This window comes from Micromonospora sp. NPDC002411 (assembly GCF_053592955.1).
Genome location: NZ_JBSFBM010000046.1, coordinates 1 through 21,701, shown reverse-complemented (window position 1 = coordinate 21,701; position 21,701 = coordinate 1). Strand labels below are relative to the sequence as shown.

Sequence of the window (21,701 nt, the reverse complement as noted above, 5' to 3'; positions counted from 1 at the left end):
GTCCAGGTCATTCTCAATACACAAAGCACGGAGCAGAGCGGGATGGCAGCGAGGAAGCGCCGACCCGGGGCTCCGCCGGAAGGACCGGGTGACTCTTCGGGAAGGCAGAACAATGACCACAACGCTGTTGACGCCGATCGATGCTCCTACTGACCCGTTCGGCCCGCCGGCCGATCTGAGCAGGTTCCTGGGTCAGCACTACTTCAGCCACGACGCCGCGAACCCGGCGACCAACCCGCCGCTGGATTTCGAGAAGGCGGCGTTCCAGTCCCGGACCGTGGTGACCGCCGAGCAGCTCACCTCCGTGGTGCAGGTGATGCTCGTCGGTGGACCCACCGCCATCCCGCGCAGCCTCGTCGTCAGCAAGACGCTGGCGGCGAACGAGAAGCTGAAGATCTGCTACCTGGACGGGTACGAGCACTTCGAGCGCGACGCGGAACTGGGCGACGTGTTCGTCTGGTCGATGCGTACCTCGATGGCCTTCTGACACACGCCGCCGGCCTCGGTGCCACGGCCCCTGCGGGGGGCCATGGCGCCGAGGCCGGCGGCGTCGGTGCGTACGGGGTCAGGCGAGCTGGCGGCGCAGCAGCCGCAGGGACCAGGTGGTGCTGAGGATCAGGAGGCCGATCGCGACCGCCACGCCGATCAGCACGATCTGCTGGTCGTAGTTGCCGCTGATCAGCTCCCGCTCGGCCTCGACGACGTAGCTGAGCGGGTTGAGCCGCGACAGGTAGTACAACCAGTCCGGGGCGCGGTCCATCGGCAGCAGCACACCGGACAGCAGCATCAGCGGCACGACGATGCCGCTGACCACCGGGGCCAGCGCGAACTCGTGCTTGAGCTTGAGCGCCAGGCCGTAGGAGGTGAAGCCGACAGCGATCGCGGTGATGGCGAGCAGGACCAGCCCGGCCAGGATCGGCAGTACGCCGGCCCGGAAGCCGAGGATCAGCGCCAGACCGATCATCAGGACCGCCTGGACGAGCAGGAGCACCACGTCCTTGAGGACCCGGCCGGTGAGCAGGGCGACCCGGCTGAGCGGGGTGACCTGCATCCGCTCCAGCACGCCGGAGCGGGTGTCCGGGATCAGCGAGAAGCCGGCGTTGGCGGTGATGAACAGGGCGAGCTGGATGAGCATGCCGGGGACGAACCACTGCCAGGAGCTGAGGCCGCTCTCGTCGGTGGTGTCGCTGAGCAACGGCCCGAACAGGACCAGGTAGACCAGGGGCACGGCGACACCGACGATCAGTGTGCCGGGGCTACGGAGGGCGGGACGGACCGCCCGGTCGAACGTCAACCAGGTGTCTCGCAGGAACGACATGGGGATCCTCACTTCACAGGCCCGGGAACGCCGGGGCGGTCTCGCTGTCGCGCAGGCTGCGCCCGGTGACGGTCAGGAAGACGTCGTCGAGTGTCGGCCGGCTGGTCCGCACCGAGAACACGTCGACGTCGTTGCGGTCGAGTTCGCGCAGCAGGCCGGGCAGGACGCTGTCGCCGCGGGCGATGCGGAACCGCACTGTCGTGCCGTCGACGGTGACCTCCTTCGCGCCGTCGAGGCGTTCGGCGGCGGTGGCGGTCTGCGCGGGCGCGGAGGTCTCCAGGGTCACCAGGTCCCCGTTGACCTGGGCCTTGAGCTCGTCGGCGGTGCCCTCGGCGACGATCCGTCCACCGTCGATGACGAGGATCCGGTCGCAGAGGCTGTCGGCCTCGTCCAGGTAGTGGGTGGTGAGGAAGACCGTCGTCTCGTGCTCACGGCGCAGGTTGCGGATGTGGTTCCACAGGTTGCTGCGGCTCTGCGGGTCCAGTCCGGTGGACGGCTCGTCGAAGAAGACCACCGGCGGCCGGTGCAGCACCCCCATCACGATGTCGATGCGCCGCTTCTGGCCGCCGGAGAGGGCGCCGATCATGCGGTCCTCCAGGCCGGCCAGGTCGTACTGCTCCAGCATCTCGCCAACCCGGGTACGGGCGGCCGAGGCGGACAGGCCCTGCAACCGGGCGTGGGTGACCAGCTCCTCGCGGACCTTGTACTCGACGCCGGCCGAGGAGTTCTGGCCGACGTAGCCGATCAACCTGCGGACTCCGGCGGGATCGCTGAGCAGGTCGCAGCCGCCGATGTTGGCCTCGCCGGAGGTGGGCCGCAGCAACGTGGTCAGCATCCGCAACGTGGTGGACTTGCCCGCCCCGTTGGGGCCGAGGAAGCCGACCATCTCGCCGGACGAGACGTCGAGGTCGATGCCGCGCACGGCCTCGACGGTGAACTTGTTGATCTGGAACGTCTTGGTCAGACCCCGCGCCTTGATCATCGGTGGTCTCCTCTCGACAGGGATCCCACCGTCGGCGGAAATCCTCGAAACGGCGCTGGTACCGGCATTCGCCTATCGCAACCAGCATCGAGAGCGGCCTGTGCGCGGACAACCCTTAGCGGGCCCCCTAGCGCCCGTAGCCCAGCTCAGAGTGCCCGAGAACCGGTCCGCGAGCGTTCCGGCCGGTGCCGGTGCGCGCCTACGATCGGCGTTGTGAGTGCTCCCGGTACGGTTCCGCACGGCAGGTTGTTGGCGATCAGTGATCTGCACGTCGGCTATGCCCGCAACCGGGAGACAGTGCTCGGGCTGCGCCCCGGCCACACCGACGACTGGCTGATCGTCGCCGGCGACGTCGGCGAGAAGATGGCCGACGTCGAGTGGGCGTTGACACTGCTCGCCGGGCGCTTCGCGAAGGTGGTCTGGGTGCCGGGCAACCACGAGCTGTGGACGCCCGCCGACGACCCGGTGCAGCTTCGCGGCGAGCAGCGCTACCGCGACCTCGTACGGATGTGCCGTGATCTGGGCGTCGTCACGCCCGAGGACGACTTCCCGGTGTGGCGTGGCGCCGGCGGCCCGGTGGTCGTGGTGCCGCTGTTCGTGCTCTACGACTACACGTTCCGTCCGCCGGGGACCACCAAGGAGCAGGCGCGGCACTGGGCCGAGTCGGCCGGGATCGTCTGCACCGACGAGTTCCTGCTGCACACGGACCCCTACCCGGGAGCGGACGACTGGTGCCGGTCCCGGCTGCGGGAGACCGAGCGGCGTCTCGCCCAGTGCGACCCGGCGCTGCCGACGGTGCTGGTCAACCACTTCCCGCTGACCCGGGAGCCGACGTGGGTGCTGCGCTACCCGCAGTTCGCCCAGTGGTGCGGCACCACCGGCACGGCGACGTGGCACCTGGACCACCGGGCGGCAGTGGTGGTCTACGGCCATCTGCACATCCCGCGGACGACAGTGGAGGACGGCGTCCGTTTCGAGGAGGTCTCCCTCGGCTACCCCCGCGAACAGGACCTGTACGGCCGGCACGGTGACCCACTCCGGGTCATCCTTCCCGCACCCGATCCGTCCTGACCTCGCGGCGCGACGATCACTCCCGCACAGCACACACACCGGGGCCCCGCACGCGCGGTGACGCGCTGCGGGGCCCTGGTGTGTGGGGTCAGACGGTCGCGGACAGGTCGAGTTCGAGGTGCGCCGGCAGGTCGGTACGCCCCACCACGCCGAGCTTGCGGTAGATGCGTGTCAGGTGCTGCTCCACGGTGCTCACGGTGATGTAGAGCTTGTCGGAGATCTCCCGGTTGGTGTAGCCGATCGCGGCCAGGGCGGCCACCCGGCGTTCGGCGTCGCTGAGCATCGCGGCACTGCCGGTGACGCTGGGCTGCGCCGCGGCGGTCTCCTTGTCGTCCCAGCCGATGTCCCGCGAGAGCCGGCGGAGCAGAGGCTGCGCGTCGCACTCCTCCGCCAGTGCCCGCGCCCGCCGGCCGATCATTCCCGCCCGCCGCGACTCACCGAGCGCGTGGTACGCCTCGGTCAGGTCGACGAGCACCCGGGAGTGCTCGTACCGGTCGGCGCCGGACTGCAACAGGTCGGCCGCCTGCCGCAGCAGCATCGGCCGGTGCCGCAGCTGGCTGGTCGCGGCGAGCAGGCGCAGCGCGGAGCCGTGGACACGCGGCATGTCCTTGCCGCACCGCCCCAACTGGTCCTCGATGAGTCGGCGGGCCTGGTCGGGGCGTCCCATCCGCAGCAGGGTCTCGGCGGCGTCGGTGCGCCAGGCGACCAGGCCCGGCGCGTCCAGCTCCCAGGTGGTCATCAGCTCGCCGCACTTCTGGAAGTCCCGGAGCGCGAGCGGCAGGTGGCCGGTCGCCATGCTGTAGCGACCACGGGCGTGCAGGTAGTGCAGCCCGTACCGGGTCTGGAACATGGTCTCCGGAACCGGCTGGTCCAGCCACTCGGACACCTCGTCGAAGCGACCCATCGCGGTGCAGGCCGTGACGAGGCTGGCCAGCGGCACGCCGACGCCCACACCCCAGCTGCTCGGCGGCATGATCTCCAAGGCCAGGCGGGCGTGCCGGGCCGCGCCGGGCAGGTCACCGAGGCGGAGCGCGACCTCGGCCCGGATCGCGGCGAGGCGGGCCTGTCGGCTGGGGGCGCGCCGGGTGTGCGCCTCCTCGATGAACAGGTCGCACCAGGGCGCCGCCTGTTCGGCGTGCCCTCCGTAGGTGAGGGTGAGCAGGGCGCTCTCCACAGTGTCCAGGCTCATCTCGTCGAGGCGGGAGCTGCGCAGGATGCGTTCGACGACGACTGCCACGTTCTCGGACGGGGTGGCGCTGAGCACAGTGGACAGCGCGTTGGCCGCCTCCAGGCGACGGCTCGCCGAGACCGTGGTGACGGTCACCGGCGCCGGCCGGAAGTGCTGGGCCAGCGGCGTGAACGAGCAGCGCAGCCAGGGCCGGGTCATGGCCAGTTCGCCGGCGGCGGCCGGGTCGAGGTCCACTCCGGTGGCGGCGAGGTGCTCCAGGATCACCTCCGCCTCGGCGAGCTGCCCGTGCCACAGCAGCGCCTTGGCCAGGATCACCGCGTCGCTGCCCTGCAGGAAGCCCTTGTCCAGTGCGCCGGCGAGTTCGGGCAGGTAGCTGCTGGAGGTACTGGGGTTGACCCGCCACTCGGCGCGTACCAGAGTGGTCATGATCTTGATTTTTTGCCGTTCGTCGGTGCAGGCCCGCCAGGCCAGCTTGAGGTAGCTGACGGCCGACTCCACCTGGCCCTCACGCAGGGCCTGCCGGGCGGCGTCCTCCAGCGCCGCCACCCCCCACGCCTCGCTGGCCTCCTTGGCGCCCAGCAGGTGCTCGGCCACCACCCGTGCCGACGCGCCGCCGTCGTAGGCGAGCACCGCCGCGCGCCGGTGCAGCTCCGCCCGCTCGTCCTGGTCGAAACCGGCGAGCACGGCGGTTGCGGCCACCGGGTGCCGGAACCCACCGAGGGTGAAGATGCCGGCCGTGGTCAGCGCCCGCATGGCCTGCGCGACCACGCCGGCGTCGGTACGCAGGAGCCGGTCGAGCGCCTCGGTGTCGGCGAGCACCGCCACTCCGCGGGCGACCTCCAGCATCTGCGGTTCACCACGGCGCAGGCAGGACACGACGGCCTGGGCGTACCGCTCCCCCACCACCACCTCGTCCGGCTCGGCGCCGGTCTCCTCGGTGGCAGCCTGGTAGTCCTCCAGCAGGCCGGCGACCAGGAGAGGGTTGCCGCCGGTGAGCTGGTACCACTGGCCGGCCAGCCGTTCGGCGACCTCCGCGCCGACCGTCTCGGCGGCGAACTGCTGCACGCCGAGGCCGGTGAGCGGTGCCAGCTTGATCCGGCTTCCGTGCCCCGGGCGCAGCAGCTCCGCCTGCCAGGACGGGTCGGAGCTCCGCCCGAACTCGGTCTGGGTGAAGGCGACCAGGACCGGCGCGAACCGGGCGCGCCGGGCCAGGTACGCCAGGCAGACCACCGAGGCGCGGTCGGCGTGGTGCACGTCGTCGACGAGCAACGCCAGTGGATAGCGTTCGGCCAGTTCCAGCAGGATGGTGCAGAGCCCGTGCACGATCTGCACGTCGATGTGCTCGTTGTCGTCCCGGTTGTCGGCGGCCAGGGCCGCGACGGTGCCCTCGTGCAGCAGGCTCATCGCCCGCTCACGCTCGCGGTCCTGCAGGGGCGCGTCGTGAAAGAGCTGGCTGAGCAGCGCCAGGGGCAGGGTGCGCTCGGCGTGGGCACCGCTCGCGGTGACCGCCAGGGCACCGAAGTCGACCGCCCGGTCGGCCAGGGTGTGCAGAAGTTCGCTCTTGCCGGTGCCGACGGTACCGGTGATCATCGCCACCCGGCCACGGCCCGCGACCGCCTCGGTGAGCAGGCCCTCGAGGCCTGTCACCGCCTTGTCTCTCTCAACGAGTCCCATGTGGATTTCCCCCAGGTCTGGATTGGTGAACGGCCTCGAATGGTGTTCAGCCGGCCCGGTCGAGGCCGACGGTGCCAGCCAGGTCGAGGCCGACGGCGCCGGCCAGGTCGAGGCCGACGGCGCCGGCCAGGACCGGGCGCAGCCGGGGTGGCGCGGGGTGCATCACGGGGGCGTCGAGGTCCCCGACGGTCTCCAGGGCGTTGCCGGAGCGCAACGCGCGGCTGAGCGCCGCGCGGACGGCGGCGAAGGCAGCGGTGTCCGGCTCCGCGTCGATGCCGACGCCCCAGACGGTACGGGTGCCGAGTCGACACTCGGCGTACACGACCACGTCGTCGCGCTCGCTGACCGCGCCGACCCCGGTGCGGTGCACGGCGCGTACGTCGATTCCCCAGGACAGCATCGTGGCGCGGATCTGCTCGACGGCGTCGGCCCGGGCCGCGCCGATGGTGAAGCCGCCGCCCCCGACGTGCAGTTCGGTGGCGACCATGTCGCGGAAGCGCAGCGGCACCGACAGGGGGCGCTGCACGACGTACTCCTGGAGGAACAGTTCCCCGATGCGTGCCGGTGAAATCTCCGCCCCGGCTGCGTCGGCCTGCGCCTGCACCACGGCGGCGAACTCCAGTTGCAGGTCGCGCGGCAGGAGCATGCCGTGCCGGCTGGCCAGCACGTACGCGACGCCGCCCTTACCGGACTGGCTGTTGATCCGGACCACGGTCTCGTAGGTGCGCCCGACGTCCTCCGGGTCGAGCGGCAGGTACGGCACCTCCCAGGGCAGGTCGTCGACGGACGCGCCGATCGCCATCGCGGCCCGGGCACGCTCGTCGAAACCCTTCTTGATGGCGTCCTGGTGCGAGCCGGAGAACGCGGTGTAGGCCAGGTCGCCGCCGTACGGGTGGCGCGGGTGCACCGGCAGCTCGTTGCAGTACTCGACAGTCCGCCGGATCCGGTTGATGTCGGAGAAGTCGACACCTGGGTCGATGCCCTGGGTGTAGAGGTTCAGCCCGAGCGTGACCAGGCAGACGTTGCCGGCCCGTTCGCCGTTGCCGAACAGGCAGCCTTCGATCCGCTGTGCGCCGGCGAGGGTCGCCAGCTCCGCGGAGGCGACACCGGTGCCACGGTCGTTGTGCGGGTGCACCGAGAGGCACACGTGCTCGCGGCGGGACAGGTTGCGGTCCAGCCACTCGATTTGGTCGGCGAACACGTTCGGCATGGTCCGCTCGACGGTGGTCGGGAAGTTCAGGATGATCGGCCGGTCCGTCTCCGGCTGCCACACGTCCATGACCGCTTCGCAGACCTCGAGGGAGAACTCCAGCTCGGTGTCGTTGAACAGCTCGGGCGAGTACTGGTAGCGCAGGTCGGTGCCGGCCAGGGTGCGGTCCGCGTACTTCATCATCAGGCGTGTCCCCTGGACCGCGAGGTCCAGGCACTCGGCGCGCGTCATGCCGAAGACGACCCGGCGGAACAGCGGTGAGGTCGCGTTGTAGATGTGGATGCGTGCCCTCGGCGCGCCGGCCAGGCTCTCCACTGTGCGCCGGATCAGCTCGTCGCGAGCCTGGGTCAGCACCGTGATGCAGACGTCGTCCGGGATCAGGTCGTCCTCGATCAACAGCCGGACGAAGTCGTGGTCGTCCTGGCTCGCGACCGGGAAACCGACCTCGATCTCCTGGTAGCCCATCTCCACGAGCAACCGGAACATGGCCAGTTTCCTGGCCGGGCTCATCGGGTTCGCCAACGACTGGTTGCCGTCGCGCAGGTCGGTCGAGAGCCACCGGGGCGCGGTGGTGACCGTACGGCTCGGCCACCTCCGGTCCGGCAGGCTCACCGGAGCGGAGGGCAGGTAGCGGCCGGCGGAACGTCGACTCGGGTTCACGATGGATTCCTTTCCTCGCTGTACGGAGCCGGCACGCGTGGCCCGGCCGCCACCTGACTCATCCGCGGGTGCCGAAGTACATCGAGTACGAGTAGGGAGTGAGGAGCACCTGGACCTGACAGGTGTCGGACTCGTCCTGGACCCGGAAGGTGACAGCGATCTCCGGGTACGCGGCGCTGACGCCGAGGCCGGAGAAGTAGTGGTCGCTGTCGAAGACGATCCGGTAGGGGCCCCTCTCCAGGAGCTCTGCCGCCCAGTCGTCGATGTGGCCGTCGGGGTCGGACTCCGCATCGGCGACCGGCTTCCAGCCGCCGTCGTCAGCGCGTTCCAATCGCGCCCGGATGCCCGCCGCGGGGCGGCCGAACACACCGTCCAAAGCTTGCGCCGAAACACTCATGTGTTGTCACCTGCCAGTCGGTCCCGTCGCGGTGACCCGCGGTGCGAGCCGGCGACGGTTGGTTGCCGGATTCCCCGGCCTAGGGCAGAAGACTGCGCCGGTTGGCTATCGGATGGCCTTCGCCGTTCTATCGCCGGCTATCGGTCGCTATCCGATAGCGGTGATAGGGGGTGGCAGGCGAACAGATAACAGGGGGATGGGGCTCGTTCCTACGTTTATGACATCGCCGAACACGGCGGAACGAAATCCCCCCTCACCTGGAGGAACATCGCCATGCGCACCAACGTCTCGCTCACCGTCAAGGCCCGCATCGCCATCGCCCTCGCCGCCGCCGCCGTCACCATCGGGTTGTTCGGAGCGACCGCCGCACACGCCGAGGACGCCAGCGGTAGCACCCCGGCGCCGGCGGCCACCCCGACCCCGAGCACGACCGCCTCCCCCAGCCAGCCCTGGGGCTGACGGGCACCACGTGGGTCTCCGGCGGGCCATCTGATCAACGGCCACCGGGCACACGTCCCGGGAGCCCGGTACGGCTGACGAGCCGGCCGGCCGCACCCCGAGTTTCAGCCCTGACGAATGCCCTGCACCACAGAGGAACCGCTGCCCGTGCGATCCGGCCGTTGCTGCCGAGGTTGACGCACCAGCGGAACCACGTTGTCACGCAACGGTTCGGCCGCCACAGTCGCCGGATGTTCCCGGCCCCCGGCCGCCACGTACGCCTCCGTCAGCTTGGTCAGCACCCGCTGCTCGAACTTCGGCGCGCGGATGCCCCGGAACAGTCCCAGTGCCCGGTGCAGGTGCACCACCGCCTGCGTCGCACTGCCGCGTTCGAGGGCGAGTTCGCCCAGCGCCAGCGACACCCGCGCCTCGATGAGTCGTTCCCCAGCCGTGCTCGCCAGGCCCAGGGCGCTCTGCAACGCTGTCTCGGCGGCGGTCAGATCACCGGCGGTCATGTGCGCCACGCCCAACCCGTGCAGCGCGTACGCCTCACCGACCGGGTCGCCGATGTCCTGCACCACCGCCAACGCCTCGGCGAAGGCGCTGGCCGCCGCGAGCGGGTCCCCGGTGTTCAGGTAGGTGTCGCCCATGCGGTGCAGCACCTGCGCCTCCACCCGGCGACTGCGGGCGCTGCGGCTCATCACCAGCGCCTCGGGCAGGATGGCCAACGCGTCCTGCGGATGTCCGCTCTCCATGTGCACCTGCGCCAGACTGTGCAGGACGTAGGCCGCGGCGCCCAGGTCGCCGCTGCGACGGAAGCTGTTCAACGCGTGCTCGTAGCGGGTGGCGGCGGCCGGCAGGTCCCCTCGGATCCGGTCGGCGAACGCGATCTGCCGGGTGACCAGCGCCAGCCCCTGCTCGTCGTCGAGGTCCTGGAAGATGACCCCGGCCGCTTCCAGGTCGCGGCGCGCCTCGTCGAACCTCTGCTCGGCGAGGAACAGCGAGCCGTTGGAGTAGAGCATGGCCGCCTGCCCCCGCCTGTCACCCGCCGTCTTGCTGGCCGCGAGCGCGATGCGGTGGGTCTCCCGCCAGTCGTTGAGGTAGATGCGTGGCTCGAAGAGGGTCACCGCGATGTGGGCGAGTGTCCAGCACAGGTCGGTGAACCCGGCCTGCGCGGCCTGGCGGACGCCGGCGACGAGCGAGTGCCGCTCCCGTTCGAACCAGCTCAGCGGACGGGCGACCAGCTGCTCGGTCAGTCGTTGCGGCAACGGCCAGCGGGGGGCGTCGCTGCTGAGGATGAAGTAGGGCCCCCCGTGCAGACCACAGTGGGCGGCCTCGGCGAGGAACAGCAGTGCACCGAGCACCCGGCACAGCGCGGCGTTGCGGTCGGCGACGCTCTCCTCGGCGGCGAGGCGTTCCCGGGCGAAGACCCGGATCAGGTCGTGGAACCGGTACTGCGGGACCTGCCCCGGACCCATGCTCGTGCTCTCCACGAGTTGCGCCTCGGCGAGGTCGTCCAGCAGGTCCTGGGCCTGCATCACCGGCTCGTCGAGCAGTGCGGCGCTGACCCAGCCGGAGAACGACGGCACGTCGAGGACGGCGAGCCGACGGAAGAGCCGGCGGGCCTCCTCGGTGAGGCTGTCGTAGGTGAGCGAGATGCTCGCCCTGATGCCCATCCCGCTGTGCTTCAGCTCGTCCAGGCGCCGCGCCTCGTTGTCGAGCCGCTCGACGAGATGCTCGACGGTCCAGTGCTGCCGTACGGAGAGCCGTGCGCCGGCGATCCGCAGGGCCAGGGGCAGGTTCCCGCACAGAAAGGCGAGCTGGGCGGCCGCTTCGGGCTCCTGCTCGATCCGTTCCCGTCCGGCGACGTGCGCCAGCAGTTCGAGCGAATGTTCCTCGTCGAAGACGTCGACGTCGAGGTGGATCGCGCCGGGCAGGCCGGCCAGCCGACTGCGGCTGGTGACCAGGACGGCCGAGTGGGGGGTGCCGGGCAGCAGGGGCAGCACCTGGCTCTCACCGGCCACGTTGTCCAGCACGATGAGCATCCGGCGGTCGGAGAGCAGGTCCCGGTAGAGCTCGGCGCGTTCCTCCAGCACCTCGGGCATCGCGGTGCCGGGGACGCCGAGGGTCCGCAGGAAGCGTTCCAGCACCTGCATCGGGCCGACCCGCTGCGGGCTGCGGCCGTGCATGTCCGCGAAGAGCTGCCCGTCCGGGTACCGGGTCGCCGCGCGGTGCGACACGTGCACGGCGAGGGTGGTCTTGCCGATGCCGGGTTTGCCGGCGGCCACCACGATCGGCACCGCGAACTGCGTGGGGCTCTCGGCCGCCATCAACAGTTGCTGCTCGATGACGTCGATCTGCTTGGACCGGCCGGTGAAGTCGGCGATGTCAGTGGGGAGCAGGCACGGCACGGTGACCGGGATGACTGGTTCGGTGGGAGCGACGATCACCGGCGGGCTGATCGCGCCGAGGGGGAGGTCGTCCACCGGCGCGACGACGAGCGCCGGTGGGACCGGCGGCAGCGGCGCGGGGGCGGTCGGCGCTGGCGGGGCCGGCGCGGGTGACACCGGTGCGGCGAGTTCCTCGTCCGAGGTGAGGATCGCGTGTTCCAGCTGTTGGAGCCACTGGTTCGGTTCGAGACCCAGCTCGTCGATCATCGTGCGGCGGGCCTGCCGGTAGACGTCGAGAGCCTCGGCCTGGCGGCCGGACCGGTATAGGGCGAGCATCAGCTGCCCGCGGAGCCGTTCCCGCAGTGGATGCTGTTCGACCAGGTCGGCGAGTTCCGGGATGAGATCGCGGTGCCGGCCGAGTTCCAGTTCGAGTTCGACGCAGTCCTCGTGGAGGTTGATCCGCCGCTCGTCGAGGCGGTTGCCCGCCGACTGGACCAGCCGACTCTCCAGCCCGTAGAGAGCGCGGCCACGCCAGAGGGCGAGGGCGGCGCGAATGTGTCGAACCGCCTCGTCGGCGTTCTGCGCGGAACGGGCCCGCCGGCCGCTCTCGACGAAACCGACGAACCGGTCGAGGTCCAGAGCACCGTCCGTGACCCGGAGCAGATAGCCCTGGGAGCGGGTGACGATGGTGTCCGGGTAGTCGTGGGTGTTGAACAGCCGTCGGAGCGCCGAGACGCAGATCTGCACCTGGGCGCGAGAGGTGCTGGGCAGGTCGTCGCCGTAGATGGCCTCCATCAGGCGCCCCACCGGGACGACCCGGTTGGCCTCCAGTGCGAGGCTGGCGAACACGATCTGTTGGCGGTGCCCACCCAGGTCCAGCCGTCTGCCGTCGACCAGAACCTCAAGCGGCCCCAGAACCCGTACCTCCACGCGCACCTCCCCAGCGGTGATGCGACATTGCCGTCGTCGATCGGTGCCGGCCCCCCGGTCGGCTACCGATCGAGCTTCTCGACCGTGGCCTGATCGGCCCGGAGATAGAGACATCTAGATGCACGACTCACCCCCCGTGTTCGACTAGAGACTACGAGCAGTCACCACGGGTCGAAAACACGAGAGGCACTTAGATGCCCGAAGGTCCCAGCCAAAACTCCACCTTTCGGCTAGGCGGTCACCGGAATGACATACGTCAGACACTGCCCGGCAAGGTTCCGGATTCCAACAGCGACAGTAATGTTGCCTTCTGCACCTTGCCCAGGGCATTGCGCGGCAATGATTCCACCACGTGCACGTGGCGAGGCCGCTTGTGCCGGGACAACCGTTTTTCCACATAGGTCACCAATGACCGGGCGGCCAGCGACTCCTCGCCGACGATGAACGCGACCACCTCCTGGCCCAGGTCGGCGTGCGGGGCACCGACCACCGCCACCTCGCGCACCTGCGGGTGGGTGAGGAGGCAGTCCTCGATCTCACCGGCGCCGATCCGGTACCCGCCGCTCTTGATGATGTCGGCACTGGCCCGCCCGACGATGCGGAAGTCCCCCGCCTCGTCGACAGTCGCCACGTCACCCGTGCGGAACCAGCCGTCGGCGGTGAACGTCTCGGCGGTCTTCTCGGGCAGGTGCAGATAGCCGTCGAACAGCGTCGCGCCACGGATCTGCAACGCACCGAAGGTCCGCCCGTCGGCCGGCACCGGCGCACCCGTGTCGTCCACGAGCCGTGCCTGCACTCCGCGTACCGGACGGCCGACCGAACCGACCCGTCGGGGGCCGTCAGCCCGCGTACTGAGCGTTATCAGCGTTTCGGTCATCCCGTACCGCTCGACGGGCCGGTGCCCGGTCAGCGCCTCCAGCTCGGCGAAGACCGGTGCGGGTAGCGGCGCGCTGCCGGAGACCAGCAGCCGGGCCGCGGACAACGCGCGGGCGGCGGCCGGCTCGGCGCAGACCCGGCCCCACACCGTGGGAACCCCGAAGTACATCGAACCTCGCGCGGCGGCGTACCGGCCCGGCGTCGGCCGCCGGGTGTGCACCAGCGGCGAGCCGACCCGCAGCGGCCCCAACAGACCCAGGATCAGGCCGTGTACGTGATAGAGCGGCAACCCCTGCACGAGGACGTCCTCGTCGGTCCAGTCCCAGGCATGCGCGACAGCGTCGATGCCGGCCCGGATCGCGGCATGACTCAGCAACACGCCCTTCGGTGGGCCGGTGGTGCCGCTGGTGTAGAGGATCAACCCGGTCGTGGACGGGTCGGGGTCGACGCCCGACAGGTCACCGCGTCGGGCGACGTCGACAGGCAGCACCGGGATCGGACAGTCCACCAGCACCGGTGCCTCCGGCTCACCGGCCAGCAGCAGCTCGGCCCCGGAGTCGGTGAGCACATGGGCCAGCTCGGCCGCGCCGGTGTCCGGCGGCACCGGAACCACCGCCACCCCGGACAGCAGACCACCGACGATCGCGGCCACGGTCGGCACACCCGGGCTGGCGAGCACCGCCACCGTCGCGGCCCCGGCGATGTCGGCGGCCACCGCGCCCGCGCTGGCCCGCAATGCTTCCCGGGAGATGACGTGGCCATCGACGCTCACGGCGTCCGCACGGTCGGGCCCATCTCCGGACAACGACGGCAACAGCATGGCCAGCCCCCTCGCGGCCGCACGGACGCAACCGCAGCTCAATCTACGGACCAGCCCTCCGCCGGCCCACCCCTAACGACCTCGAACCCCTTGACACCCGATGGACCATCCAGCGAGACTTCCCGATGCTAATTCGATTTAGCTGTTCGCCGAGTCCATCGATCGTGCCCACGGTCGAGGACGCCGCCACCCACCGGTCGCTTCGCCTGCACCCGTCCCCATCAGGCGAAGCGTCATGAGACAGAGGAGCACTGTCGGATGAGGAGAGCGATCGGAAGACGCCGGCTCAGGCGTGTGATCTCGTTGCTCGCGTTCGTGTCACTCGGTGCGGGCGCCATCGCACCCACACCAGCCTCCGCCGCGGGCAGGCCCACGACAGTGGAGGGCGCGACCGTCAAGAAGGACCGTCATTCACCGACCGGGTACACCGTCCGGTTCGTCTACCACAATCCCTCCGCCACCCAGGTCCGCCTGGCCGGGGACCTGACCCTGCTGGACGTCGGCACGGGCACCACCCGGTACCAGCCGGAAGCCTGGCAGCCGGGGCGTTACCACGCCGGAGGCACCGAGTTCCTCCGGGACATGACCAGGGACGCGAAGGGAAACTGGTCGGTCTCCGTCCCGCTGCACGCGGGAGGTCTCAGTTACTGGTATAGGGTCTGGGACCCGACCCAGGGTTGGGTCAACAAGCGCATCTGGGATCCGGCCTCGACGAATCCTCGGCCGCCCGGCGAATCCTCGTTCCGGGTCAGGAACAACGACGTCCTCGATGCCGTGTACGTGCCGTACGACAAGAAGCAGAACGACCCGGTGCTGAGGGAACGTGCCGAGTACGAGCTGCCGATCAAGGACCGCTCGCGGCGCGGCACCGTCCAGTACGTCCCGTACACCACGATCCTCGGCGACGGCGGCCACCACCTCGGCGTCTACCTGCCCGCCAACTACGACGCCAACCGGCCCGAGCCGTACAAGGTCGCGTATCTCGCCCACGGCATCTTCGGTGACGAGACCGACTTCATGGTCCCGGCGAACGTCCCGAACATCCTGGACAACATGACGGCCAAGGGCGAGATCGAGCCGACGGTGGTCGTCACCATGGGGAACCACTTCACCGGCACCAGCCTCGGCTTCGCCTCCTACAACCAGACGAACGCCGCCAACAACCTGGTCCAGACGATCCTTCCCCTCATCGAGGAGAACTACAACGTCTCGACCGAGCGTACGGGGCGCGCCTACGCCGGGTTCTCCTACGGCGGGATGACCGGCGGGGTCGTCATCAGGAACTACCCGACCACGTTCGGGTTCTACGGACACTTCTCCGGCAATCCGTCCCTCACCGCGCAGGACTACGACAACATCGCGGCCGCGGTCGGGGACGAACCACTCTCCGTGTTCCTCGGCAACGGGGTCTTCGAGGGCAACCTCAACGCCCAGAACGCCATCGCTGACAACTTCCGGGCCCGGGGGTACGCCGCCGCGACGACGCAGGTCCCCGGCGCGCACGACGGCATGACGGCGGGTCAACTCTTCACCATCTTCGCGAGGGACCACCTGTGGTCCGGGGTCGACACCGTTTCGGTGACGCCGGGGACGGCCCGCCTGACGCAGGGCTGGAACTGGACCAGGCAGTTCAACGCCCGGGTGACGACGAACGAGGGTGTGAGTCCGGCGGTGACGTGGTCGGTCGAGGGTGCGACCTCGGCGGGCACGACCATCTCCGCTGACGGCCTGCTCTCGGTGGCCGCTGCCGAGACCGCGCCGTCGCTCACCGTCGTGGCAACGTCGGTGGTCGACCCGACCAGGAGGGCCACCGCCCAGGTCACCCTGACGCCACCGGGCGCGGCCGGAGCGACGGTACGCGCGAAGGCGACGCCCGCCTCGGTCGTGCGTGGTGGGACGGTCACGGTGAACGTCGACGTGCGAGCCCGCTCGCCGCACGGCAAGGCACCGAAGGTGACCGGCGAGGTCGCCGTCACCGTCGGCGGCACCACGCGGACCGTTGCGCTGTCGGGAGGCGAGGCCGTCGTCACGCTGTCGACCGCGGGGCTGTCGGCGGGGGTGCACCCGGTCGTCGTCAGCTACTCCGGTGACCCGACCTACGCTCCCGCGACGGCAGGCCCTCAGCACGTTCGGGTCCGATAGCCAGTCGGCCCGGTGGGCCGGCGACCTCCCGTCGTCGGCCCACACCGAGCCGATCCCGGGCCAGTCCATGCGCACCCAGACCGTCGCAACATCAGGGTTGTTGGTGTCTCCCGCACGTCTGAAGCAGCAATGTCCCGGAAGTTGCTCGGATCTTCGGCGTGGGCGTGAGGGCGTGAGGGCACACCAGGGGCTAGGGCGCCGCCCTTCCCTCGCCGTACTCGCCGCGGATGGGCAGGTAGTAGGCGGGCAGGAAGCCGGCGATGATGACGACGCCCGCTATTGGCACGAAGGCGCCGACGAGGATTCCGGAGCCGATCCAGACCAACGCGAGCGCGAATCGTCGGCCGATGGCGCGAATGCCGAAGGGTCCGAGGTCGGGGTCCAGCAGTTTGGCCCGGCGAAGATGGGCCCAGATGACGTTGAACAGGGCCGCCGCCGTCCACAGCGTCGCACCGTAGACGACAACCGCCGTACGCAGCCCCAACTCCGCGCGAATGGCGTCGGCGAGGAGCGAGGTGGAGAACGGCAGGAAGGCGATGACCATCAACAACAACGTGTTGAGGAACAGGACCTGCCGGTCGACGTGCCGGACACGGTCGAACATGACGTGGTGGTTGACCCACACCTGCCCGACGAGCAGGAAGCTCAACGCGTATCCCAGGTAGGACGGCCATAACGCGCCGAGACCCCGGAGGAGATGCCCGAAATCCTGCGGAGGTTGGATCTCCAACACCAGGAGTGTCACGGCGATGGCGAACACCGCATCGCTGAACGAAATCAGCCGGCCGGGCTGACGCACCAACCGACCATTGTCATTTTCGGACTCCACACGCTGATTATGCGGAGACGAAGCCCCGTCACCGCCGCATACCGCAATCAGAGCGTCCGCAGCGCCACGTCGTCACCCGAGAAATCGGCATCCCAGTCCTTCGGCGGATTCGCACGATGCCATTGCACAGAGCGTCGTAGGGCCTCCTGCGGATCGGAGTCCCGCCATCCGAGCACATCGCGTGCCTTCTGCCCGCTGGCCAGGAGATGCTGGCCGACGGCCGCGCTGGCGCGAAGGTCGGCCGGCAATACCTCGTCGCTGACGCGAACGAGCTCGAGATCAGCCCCGGCTGCGGCGATGATCTGTGCGTAGAACAGCCCCATGGGAGCAGTCTGAGTTTCGACGATGTTGAAGCAACCGTGGCGTCGATGGTCTAACGTGACGGCTGCAAGCACCGCTCGTGCAACGTCTCCCACATAGACGCGGCTGAACAGGAAGTTACCAGCGCCGACGGGCAGGACTGTCCGTCCACCTCTGATGCGCCGCAGAACCGGCTCGAAGCGGCGTTGGTAGTCGTGCTCGCCGTAGACAGCACCGAGACGAAGAACCATTGCGCCGGCGGCCAGGTAGCGTTCCTCCAGCTCAAGGTTTTCCCAGTGTGGCCCCTCCACGTGACGCACGGTGCGCAGGGCGGATGCCTCGGTCAGGGGGACCGCGTCGGTCAGCCGGCGAGCCAACATGCCTTCGTAGGCTCGGTACACGTCGACGCTGGACAGGGCGATGAGCCGGATGCCCGAAGGCAGGGCGTCCAGTGCCGCTCGGGCGCCCGCCCCGTTCTCCGCCGACACGTCGATCGCCGCGCCCGGCTCGAACGCGGCGAGAGTGTCCCGGTGAGCCGGCCAGGACTGCCGCTCCGCGTGGAGATGTTCCACGTCGGCGAGATCGGCTGGCTCGGCACGTCCTCGATGGACCACCAGCGGAGTGTGCCCAGCCGCCCGCAGCGCTGCGACGATGGCCCGCCCGACGAACCAGGTTCCCCCGAGAACGATCACCCTCACGCCGTCGCCACCCGCATAGGCCCCACCTAAGCAGTCGCCGGAAATCGGGGCAACGAACGCGCGCCCACGACCTCGAACGCAGGGCACTTCGTGCCGGCCGAGCGCCTCTGACAATGCCCTGGTGACGTCCTGCCACATCGCCCGATCGGACGGCAAGCGGCGACGTTCGGCTATTTCCATGTGCGAGCGGTGTCCCGCGCCACCTAGGAATGAGCCATGACCAACGAGGTGACCATTCCCCTGCTGCCCTGCGCGTCCATCGACGACATCGCCACCTTCTACGCGGCACTCGGATTCCACTCCACGCACCAGCAGCGCAAGCCCAACCCGTACGTGGCGTTGCGACGCGAGGATCTGCACCTGCACTTCTTCGAGATGCCCGGGTTCGACCCCGAACAGTCCTACGGCTCGTGTCTCGTCCTCACCTCGGACATCGAGGAACTACACCGGGCATTCGCCGCGGGCATGCGGACCGCGTACGGCAAGGTGTTGGTGGCCGGCGTTCCGCGGATGACGCGGCCCCGGGCGCGCCGGAATGCCGACGGGCTGGGCGGGTTCAGCGTCATCGACCCCGGTGGCAACTGGATCCGGGTGGTACAGAGCCCCGCCACGGCCCCCACGCCGGAGTCGTTGCCGGCCGGGCGGCTCGCCAAGGCCCTGGCGAACGCCGTCGTGCAGGGCGACTCCCGGGGCGACGCGCACCAGGCCGTCCGCATTCTCGACAGCGCGCTGGCGCACCCGCAACCCGACGACGACCCGGTCGCGCAGGTGCAGGTGCTCGTCTACCGTGCCGAACTGGCGATGGTGCTGCACGACCAGGAGACGGCGGCGGAGATGCTGGCCCGCGTCGACCGTGTCGCGCTCACCGCTGACGAGACCGAACGGGCCGCGTCGACGTTCGAGGCCGCCGCCGACCTCGCGGCGGCGATGGGCTGAGCCGAACGGCGCACGAGCCGCAACCGCGCCGGCTATCCGCGGTCGTCCGGTGACTGCTCCTTCGTCAGGTGAAGCAGCCACCCCTCGCCGGTACGGATCAGCGCGTAGCGCCGTCGGCCGGTGCGGCCGTGCAACGTGAACAGCATCCGGCGGTCGGTCCGGTCGTGCTCCTCCCAGGTGCCGATGTCGGCGATCGACTTGTCGGCGTCCTCGTAGGTGAGGTGATCGAGGTCGTGGTCGGGCACCGCGATCGCGAGCCGGTTGTCGTCCGGGCTGTCCGGCAGGCCCCGAGGAACCGCCCAGGAGCGCAGCACTCCGCGCTCCTCGAGCCGCAGGTCGAAGTGCGGTCGTGGTTTGCGGTGGTGGTGCAGCACGAAGGCAGGGGCCACTCTTTCTATTCTCGCCGCTGAGCCGCGTGCAGGTGGCGTCTCAGGAAGGTCAGGATTTCGCGTCGCGCCGGCCGGGCGGCCGGCACCAGGCCGGGGATGCTCAGGAAGGTGTGGACGGCTCTCGCGTGGCAGGTCAGGCGAGCATCGGTGCCGCCTTCGCGGAGTCGCTCGACGTAATGTCGTCCGTGGTCGGCCAAGGGATCCAGCGCGGCCGTGACGACGAGTGCCGGCGGCAGTCCCGCGAAGGTGTCGGCCATGAGGGGTGAGACACCGCGCGAATCGAGGGTGGACGGGACGCTCAACCGTCGGGCCGCGCGCAACCGGGACAGCGGCAGAGTGGGATTGTCGGCGTTCTCGTCGATCGACGGGTACCCGGTCATGGTCTCGGTCCAGTCCGTGACGGGGTAGTTCAGTACCTGGGCGACGAGCGGCGGACCGTCCTTCGCCGCGCGGTGGGCGATGAGCGCGGCGATCGTGCCGCCGGCGCTCTCCCCCATGACCGCGACAGCGCCCGGGTCGACGCCCCAGGCGGCGGAGTCTTCGACGAGCCGGACGAGGGTGTCGTAGCCGTCCTCGATCGGCTGGGGCAGCGGGTGCTCCGGGGCGAGGCGATATTCCACCGACACCACCACGGCAGGGCATCGGGCCGCGAGGTGGCTGTTGAGCCAGTCGTTCTGTGCCGCCGTCCCCGCGATGAACCCCCCACCGTGGAAGGACACGATCAGTGGCAGTTCCCGGCCTGCGGCCTTCGGTCGGTGTACGCGCAGCACCAGACGGCGACCCGGAAGGTCGATCGTCTCCTCCGAGACCTGGGCGCGACTGTCGACCCGGCCGGTGACGACCCAGGCGGCTCGGGACGTCGCCGCCCGGTTGGCCTTGTCCCGCGCCAGGATCACCTGGTCGTCGCTCATGGCCTCCCAGTCCTGCGTGTCCCTGAGGAGACGGGTGCCGAGCGGAGCCGTGGTTCTCATGAGTCCTCCTGGGCGTGACGACGCTGGAAGCTCACTGTCACAGTCGGTGCCCACGGGTGGCTTGGACGAATGTTCCCGGCCCGTCGGCCACCGGCTCTCCGCGAGTGCGTCAGCGCCGGACCGGCCACGCGACATCGTCGACGGCGAGGAACGGCGCCCTGGCCACCTTCGCGGGCGTCGATCCGGTGAACGTCGTGACGTCCCGATGAAGGTGGGACTGGTCTGCGTAGCCGCTGTCCGCCGCCACCACGGCGGGGGTGTGACCGGCGGCGAGGAGATGGGCGGCGTGGTCGAACCGGATGAGCTGCGCGGCCCGCTTGGGGGTGACGCCGATCTGCGACCGGAAACGTGACCACAACCGCTTGCGGCTCCATCCGACCTCAGCGGCGAGCCGATCGATCCGCAGCTGCCCTCGGCTGTCCACCATCCGTCCCCACGAGAAGGCGACTTCCGGATCGACAGCGCGTCCCGCGTCGTGACGCCGCGCCAACGCGGCCTCCGCGACCGCGAACCGGTCCTCCCACGACGTGGCGGCGCGCAGCCGTTCCTGGGTCCGCAGGGCGTCGCTCCCCCAGAGATCATCGAGGTCGAGCACGGCCCCGCTCATCTCGGACGCGGCGCCGAGCACCGCATGCGCCACCACCGGCGACATCCGCACCTGAAGGCACGTGAAGCTGCCCGGCTGGCCCTGCCCGCGAACACGGTTGGGGGCGAGCCCCGCGACGACACGCCCCCGCCGTTGCTGCCCGTTGCCGTCATCGATGACCAGCGGCCGGTCGCCGAGGTCGAAGACCATCGTGACACCCGGGTGAGGGATCACCTCGACGTCGACGAAACTGTTGGCCCGGTCGCTGAACCCCGCCATGGTGGTGCCCGCCAGCCGACTCGGCCGGGTCGGGACGGCGATGTCCCACTGAGGCACACCGGCGCGAGTCTGCCCACCAGGACGCACGTGACGATCGTACGGGCATCGCGCACAGCCCGGCCTCGGCGGCGCGTCACCAGGACGCGCCGCCGGGTCGTGGTCGTGTTCAGGAGCTACAAGTGTTGAGCATGTTCTGCAGGGCGGACTTCTCCGACGACTGCAACGTCAGACCCCAGGTGTACTTAACGGTGATCCACATCTTGCTGTAGGTGCACCGGTACGACGACAGCGGCGGCTGCCAGGTGGAGGGATCCTGGTCGCCCTTGGACTGGTTGACGTTGTCCGTCACCGCGATCAACTGCGGCCGGCTCAGGTCGTTGGCGAAGCTCTGCCGGCGGCTGGTCGTCCACGAGTTCGCGCCGGAGCGCCACGCCTCCGCCAGGGGCACCACGTGGTCGATGTCGACGTCGGAGGCCGCCGTCCAGGTCGCGCCGTCGTACGGGCTGTACCAGCGGCCGGAGGTGGCCGCGCAGGAACTGTCCACGACGACGGAGGTGCCGTCGCGCTTGAGGACCTGCTCACGGGTGTTGCAGCTACCGCTGACCGTGATCCAGTG

18 protein-coding genes are annotated in these 21,701 nt (G+C 69.9%); 5 read left to right on the top strand and 13 right to left on the bottom strand.

What is annotated here, in order from left to right:
* Nucleotides 1–112: 112 nt before the first annotated feature.
* Nucleotides 113–487 carry a DUF5988 family protein gene (locus tag ACWCO3_RS08710; protein ID WP_145783142.1) on the top strand — a complete coding sequence of 125 codons (375 nt, stop codon included), beginning with the start codon at nucleotides 113–115 and terminating at the stop codon, nucleotides 485–487.
* A gap of 78 nt (nucleotides 488–565) precedes the next feature.
* On the opposite strand, the gene ACWCO3_RS08705 is transcribed toward ACWCO3_RS08710, so the two are convergent.
* Entirely contained in the window at nucleotides 566–1,318 is a 753-nt protein-coding gene (locus ACWCO3_RS08705; RefSeq protein ID WP_145783143.1) for an ABC transporter permease, read from the bottom strand.
* A 13-nt stretch (nucleotides 1,319–1,331) separates the two neighbouring features.
* Nucleotides 1,332–2,300, bottom strand: coding sequence for an ATP-binding cassette domain-containing protein (locus ACWCO3_RS08700; protein ID WP_145783145.1), 969 nt, complete (start codon nucleotides 2,298–2,300; stop codon nucleotides 1,332–1,334).
* Between the two features lie 213 nt (nucleotides 2,301–2,513).
* On the opposite strand from ACWCO3_RS08700, the gene ACWCO3_RS08695 reads away from it, so the two are divergent.
* Nucleotides 2,514–3,371 carry a metallophosphoesterase family protein gene (locus ACWCO3_RS08695; RefSeq protein WP_358078123.1) on the top strand — a complete coding sequence of 286 codons (858 nt, stop codon included), beginning with the start codon at nucleotides 2,514–2,516 and terminating at the stop codon, nucleotides 3,369–3,371.
* 88 nt (nucleotides 3,372–3,459) lie between these two features.
* On the opposite strand, the gene ACWCO3_RS08690 is transcribed toward ACWCO3_RS08695, so the two are convergent.
* The 3 genes from ACWCO3_RS08690 to ACWCO3_RS08680 are packed head-to-tail and all read right to left on the bottom strand — an operon-like array spanning nucleotide 3,460 to nucleotide 8,501.
* Nucleotides 3,460–6,234 carry a helix-turn-helix transcriptional regulator gene (locus tag ACWCO3_RS08690; RefSeq protein ID WP_145783149.1) on the bottom strand — a complete coding sequence of 925 codons (2,775 nt, stop codon included), beginning with the start codon at nucleotides 6,232–6,234 and terminating at the stop codon, nucleotides 3,460–3,462.
* Between the two features lie 46 nt (nucleotides 6,235–6,280).
* Nucleotides 6,281–8,104, bottom strand: a complete 1,824-nt coding sequence (locus ACWCO3_RS08685) for a 2-isopropylmalate synthase (RefSeq protein WP_450009217.1) — start codon at nucleotides 8,102–8,104, stop codon at nucleotides 6,281–6,283.
* A gap of 58 nt (nucleotides 8,105–8,162) precedes the next feature.
* Nucleotides 8,163–8,501 (bottom strand): hydroxyisourate hydrolase, encoded by a 339-nt coding sequence (locus ACWCO3_RS08680; RefSeq protein WP_088990103.1) that lies wholly within the window; start codon nucleotides 8,499–8,501, stop codon nucleotides 8,163–8,165.
* A 273-nt stretch (nucleotides 8,502–8,774) separates the two neighbouring features.
* On the opposite strand from ACWCO3_RS08680, the gene ACWCO3_RS08675 reads away from it, so the two are divergent.
* Complete coding sequence (locus ACWCO3_RS08675; protein WP_145783154.1) at nucleotides 8,775–8,960, top strand: hypothetical protein; 186 nt, start codon at nucleotides 8,775–8,777, stop codon at nucleotides 8,958–8,960.
* Between the two features lie 104 nt (nucleotides 8,961–9,064).
* Here ACWCO3_RS08675 and ACWCO3_RS08670 read toward each other — a convergent pair whose 3' ends face one another.
* A complete protein-coding gene (locus ACWCO3_RS08670; RefSeq protein ID WP_450009214.1) occupies nucleotides 9,065–12,259 on the bottom strand; it encodes an AfsR/SARP family transcriptional regulator in 3,195 nt (1,064 codons plus the stop codon).
* 256 nt (nucleotides 12,260–12,515) lie between these two features.
* Entirely contained in the window at nucleotides 12,516–13,955 is a 1,440-nt protein-coding gene (locus ACWCO3_RS08665; RefSeq protein WP_450009212.1) for an AMP-binding protein, read from the bottom strand.
* A 294-nt stretch (nucleotides 13,956–14,249) separates the two neighbouring features.
* Between ACWCO3_RS08665 and ACWCO3_RS08660 the strand changes: the two genes are divergently transcribed.
* Entirely contained in the window at nucleotides 14,250–16,097 is a 1,848-nt protein-coding gene (locus ACWCO3_RS08660) for an alpha/beta hydrolase-fold protein (protein ID WP_450009210.1), read from the top strand.
* A 190-nt stretch (nucleotides 16,098–16,287) separates the two neighbouring features.
* Here the strand turns inward: ACWCO3_RS08660 and ACWCO3_RS08655 are convergent, their stop codons facing one another.
* Both ACWCO3_RS08655 and ACWCO3_RS08650 read right to left on the bottom strand, forming a co-directional pair.
* Nucleotides 16,288–16,926: a TMEM175 family protein gene (locus ACWCO3_RS08655; protein ID WP_208745046.1), complete on the bottom strand. Its 639-nt coding sequence runs from the start codon at nucleotides 16,924–16,926 to the stop codon at nucleotides 16,288–16,290.
* Between the two features lie 47 nt (nucleotides 16,927–16,973).
* Complete coding sequence (locus ACWCO3_RS08650) at nucleotides 16,974–18,062, bottom strand: NAD-dependent epimerase/dehydratase family protein (protein ID WP_450009208.1); 1,089 nt, start codon at nucleotides 18,060–18,062, stop codon at nucleotides 16,974–16,976.
* A 78-nt stretch (nucleotides 18,063–18,140) separates the two neighbouring features.
* Between ACWCO3_RS08650 and ACWCO3_RS08645 the strand changes: the two genes are divergently transcribed.
* Entirely contained in the window at nucleotides 18,141–18,860 is a 720-nt protein-coding gene (locus tag ACWCO3_RS08645; protein ID WP_358165392.1) for a VOC family protein, read from the top strand.
* A 32-nt stretch (nucleotides 18,861–18,892) separates the two neighbouring features.
* Here the strand turns inward: ACWCO3_RS08645 and ACWCO3_RS08640 are convergent, their stop codons facing one another.
* The 4 genes from ACWCO3_RS08640 to ACWCO3_RS08625 all read right to left on the bottom strand — a co-directional run.
* Complete coding sequence (locus ACWCO3_RS08640) at nucleotides 18,893–19,249, bottom strand: DNA polymerase ligase N-terminal domain-containing protein (RefSeq protein ID WP_244311760.1); 357 nt, start codon at nucleotides 19,247–19,249, stop codon at nucleotides 18,893–18,895.
* A 5-nt stretch (nucleotides 19,250–19,254) separates the two neighbouring features.
* A complete protein-coding gene (locus ACWCO3_RS08635; RefSeq protein WP_450009205.1) occupies nucleotides 19,255–20,220 on the bottom strand; it encodes an alpha/beta hydrolase in 966 nt (321 codons plus the stop codon).
* Between the two features lie 109 nt (nucleotides 20,221–20,329).
* Nucleotides 20,330–21,172: a helix-turn-helix domain-containing protein gene (locus tag ACWCO3_RS08630; protein ID WP_450009204.1), complete on the bottom strand. Its 843-nt coding sequence runs from the start codon at nucleotides 21,170–21,172 to the stop codon at nucleotides 20,330–20,332.
* Between the two features lie 79 nt (nucleotides 21,173–21,251).
* Nucleotides 21,252–21,701, bottom strand: a 450-nt coding sequence (locus tag ACWCO3_RS08625) for an HNH endonuclease family protein (RefSeq protein ID WP_450009202.1), incomplete at its 5' end; no start/stop codon positions are given.